Genomic DNA, 2,677 nt, shown 5'->3' with positions numbered 1-2,677 from the left:
TCGGGCCGGTTTCCTGAATCATTCTTAACCCGTCCTACAGGAAGCGGGTACGGTTGTAGGGTTGGCCTTCGCGGTCTAACTTCTGTTTTTCGATGCGTCTGCCAAGGGCGTCATAGAGGTAGCGGTGTCCTCTGAATTTGAGTAGCTGGTTACAGCGGATTAGGTTGTGGTTGCTGTATTTTTCTCTGTGTTTGCCTGTCCAATTATTTTTTGCTAGTACACTTCTAATTAATTCAAGTTTGACTGGCTCTTATTCGTTAAAAGCATCTACCCTTGAGCCATTGCTAGACCCATAATACTTTCTGTTTTATCTAAGTCATCCTCCTAAATAAATACAAAATAATTCCTCACATTGGATTTTTAAAAATATATTTAATCAATCATAAATAGAATTGTTGATAACAATATAATTCAGTTAATAAACAGCTTTGAATTGACAGCTTTTTAGAACAGTAAACAAAATTTTAATTTCATATAGCGGATTAGAATATTTAAATTAAAACAGTAATAGATATATCTAATGCTTAGCTATTATCTTGCCTTTTCCAGATATTTAATCGTATTTACGATAGAATTCTAGTAATTATTACAATGGATATTTGTCCCAATTATTATCAAACTTATCATATACCTCTTTTTTATCAATACGCCACTCATATTTTTTGTAATGCAAGGTATAACGAAATTGACTTTTTGTACGATTTTGTTGTTGAGTGTAAATAACTACTTTATTCCCTTTGAGTTCTTCTATTTTTAATATTTCTTCATCTGGTGAGTACTCTGGTGGGTTTCCACAAAATAATGCTGCTTGCCGACCATATTTTCGTTCTTTTTTTGTACAAAATTTATTAAATATAAAATTCAAATCTTTAGTCATTTGTAAATAAGCATCTTCTGAAGAATCACTTTTTAATTTTGGATAGCAACGTATTTCCCAATGATTCATCGCAATAATGAATTCTTTTAATATGTTTTTCGCAATTTCAATATTCATTTAGTTTACCTAATTTTTAAAAACCTAGATTACACCATGAAGTGCAATTCTTCTTAACTCCTTAGAATAAAAATCGGCAGGGCTTTTAAACTTATGCCGTTTTCTTGGGCGTGTGTTCAATAGATATTGTATTTTCTTTATCTGTTTGTCGTCAACTTGAACCTCGCCAAAAAAGTGGACAAAAGTCGCCTCTATGATATAAACAAAAATCATAGGAGACAAATATCATGGTCAAAAAATTTAGTATCGAATTCAAACAACAATCAGTGGATTATGCGTTATCTAATGCACACCTTTCTATCAGCGAACTTGCCAACCATCTAGGTGTGGGTAAATCAACCCTAGATAAATGGATTAGGCAACTTTCCCGGAATAAAACTAGCCGTCGAGAGTTAACCGCTGAGCAACAGCGGATTATGGCGTTAGAAAAAGAGATTAAAGAACTGAAAATGGCTAATGATATACTAAAAAAGGCGCATGTGTACTTCATCAACAATCCAAGTCGATGAAGTACGCTTATATGAAAAATCATTTAACCAGCTATCCGGTTACTAGGATATGCTCATTACTTGGTGTCAGTTCATCGGGTTATTATGCTTGGTTAAAAAGAGTAAACAAATCAGCTAAACTCAGCGAGTATATCCAAAAGCAGTATTGGCAACATAAAGCTCGTTTGGGTGCGCCAAGCCTGCTTCATGATGCAAGAGAAGCAGGCTATCAAGTTTCAGAAAGGACAATTAGCCGTGTTTTGCAACAATTGGGATTACGGAGTAAAGCAGCACGTAAATTCAAGTATAAAACAGACAAGGCTCATCACAATATTGCGCCCAACACGTTAGATAGGCAATTTAATCCTGATAAGCCTAATAAAACATGGGTAACCGATATTACTTATATTAAAACGGGTGAAGGTTGGTTATATTTGTCGGTGATTATCGATTTATATGGACGAAAAGTGATTGCTAGGCAAACCAGTTGTAAATGCCCCAAACTTAGTACACAACTCACGTAGAAAATTAAGCTGCTTGTTTTAGTGTTTTATACTCAATCGGTGTCATGTTATTTAATGCCTCATGCGGTCTTTCGGTGTTATAAATCGTTAGCCATTCTTCGGTTATTTTCCTTGCTTGTGCTAAGTTGTTAAAAAGATATAAATCGAGTACTTCAGTACGATAGGTACGATTAAATCGTTCAATATAGCCATTTTGATAAGGGCTACCAGGCTGGATATAATCAATGGTTATATTATGTGATTTAGCCCAGTTTATAAAGGTTTTTCCTGTAAATTCTGGCCCATTATCGACCCGTATTTTTAATGGATATCCATGATATTCAGCCAGTTTATCTAAGTAACGGGTAATCCTTCCTGCTGGTAAACTTACTGCAATATCAATCCCTAGCGCCTCACGATTAAAGTCATCGATAACATTGAATGTCCTAAAGCGACGTTGATTACGGCTACTATCACTCATAAAATCCATTGACCAACATTCACCTTGTTTATTAGGCACCAATAGCTTTTCCGGGCATCGTGGAGGAATGCGTTTTTTTCGTTTTACTCTGAGATTAAGCTTTAATTCACAATACACCCGATAAACACGCTTATGGTTCCATTGATAGCCGAGCTTTCTGATACGATTAAAGCATTTAGGAAAGCCCCAGCGTAAATGCCGGTCTGTGATA

General features: G+C 35.3%; 5 protein-coding genes. 2 read left to right on the top strand and 3 right to left on the bottom strand.

What is annotated here, in order from left to right:
* Window positions 1-586: 586 nt before the first annotated feature.
* Both A9G44_RS09580 and A9G44_RS13320 read right to left on the bottom strand, forming a co-directional pair.
* Window positions 587-994: an NTF2 fold immunity protein gene (locus A9G44_RS09580; RefSeq protein WP_065608880.1), complete on the bottom strand. Its 408-nt coding sequence runs from the start codon at window positions 992-994 to the stop codon at window positions 587-589.
* 24 nt (window positions 995-1,018) lie between these two features.
* Complete coding sequence (locus A9G44_RS13320) at window positions 1,019-1,207, bottom strand: hypothetical protein (protein WP_143426370.1); 189 nt, start codon at window positions 1,205-1,207, stop codon at window positions 1,019-1,021.
* 14 nt (window positions 1,208-1,221) lie between these two features.
* On the opposite strand from A9G44_RS13320, the gene A9G44_RS09575 reads away from it, so the two are divergent.
* On the top strand, window positions 1,222-1,503 hold the full coding sequence (locus A9G44_RS09575) for an IS3 family transposase (protein ID WP_065610680.1): 282 nt from the start codon (window positions 1,222-1,224) through the stop codon (window positions 1,501-1,503).
* An 11-nt stretch (window positions 1,504-1,514) separates the two neighbouring features.
* Window positions 1,515-2,006: a DDE-type integrase/transposase/recombinase gene (locus A9G44_RS09570; protein WP_257006597.1), complete on the top strand. Its 492-nt coding sequence runs from the start codon at window positions 1,515-1,517 to the stop codon at window positions 2,004-2,006.
* 4 nt (window positions 2,007-2,010) lie between these two features.
* On the opposite strand, the gene A9G44_RS09565 is transcribed toward A9G44_RS09570, so the two are convergent.
* The coding region (locus A9G44_RS09565; RefSeq protein WP_081298313.1) for an IS3 family transposase at window positions 2,011-2,677 on the bottom strand (667 nt) is incomplete at its 5' end.

Source organism: Gilliamella sp. Occ4-3, from assembly GCF_001690675.1.
In the GTDB taxonomy this organism is placed as follows: Bacteria; Pseudomonadota; Gammaproteobacteria; order Enterobacterales; family Orbaceae; genus Gilliamella; species Gilliamella bombi.
The sequence above is the reverse complement of the archived record's forward strand: the minus strand, read 5'-3'. Positions and strand labels throughout refer to the sequence as shown.

What these genes read in the sequence shown, in the direction of transcription:
- A9G44_RS09580 (WP_065608880.1), bottom strand. Translation starts at nt 994, where the DNA reads ATGAATATTGAAATTGCGAAAAACATATTAAAAGAATTCATTATTGCG.
- A9G44_RS09575 (WP_065610680.1), top strand. Translation starts at nt 1,222, where the DNA reads ATGGTCAAAAAATTTAGTATCGAATTCAAACAACAATCAGTGGATTAT.
- A9G44_RS09570 (WP_257006597.1), top strand. Translation starts at nt 1,515, where the DNA reads ATGAAAAATCATTTAACCAGCTATCCGGTTACTAGGATATGCTCATTA.
- A9G44_RS13320 (WP_143426370.1), bottom strand. Translation starts at nt 1,207, where the DNA reads ATGATTTTTGTTTATATCATAGAGGCGACTTTTGTCCACTTTTTTGGC.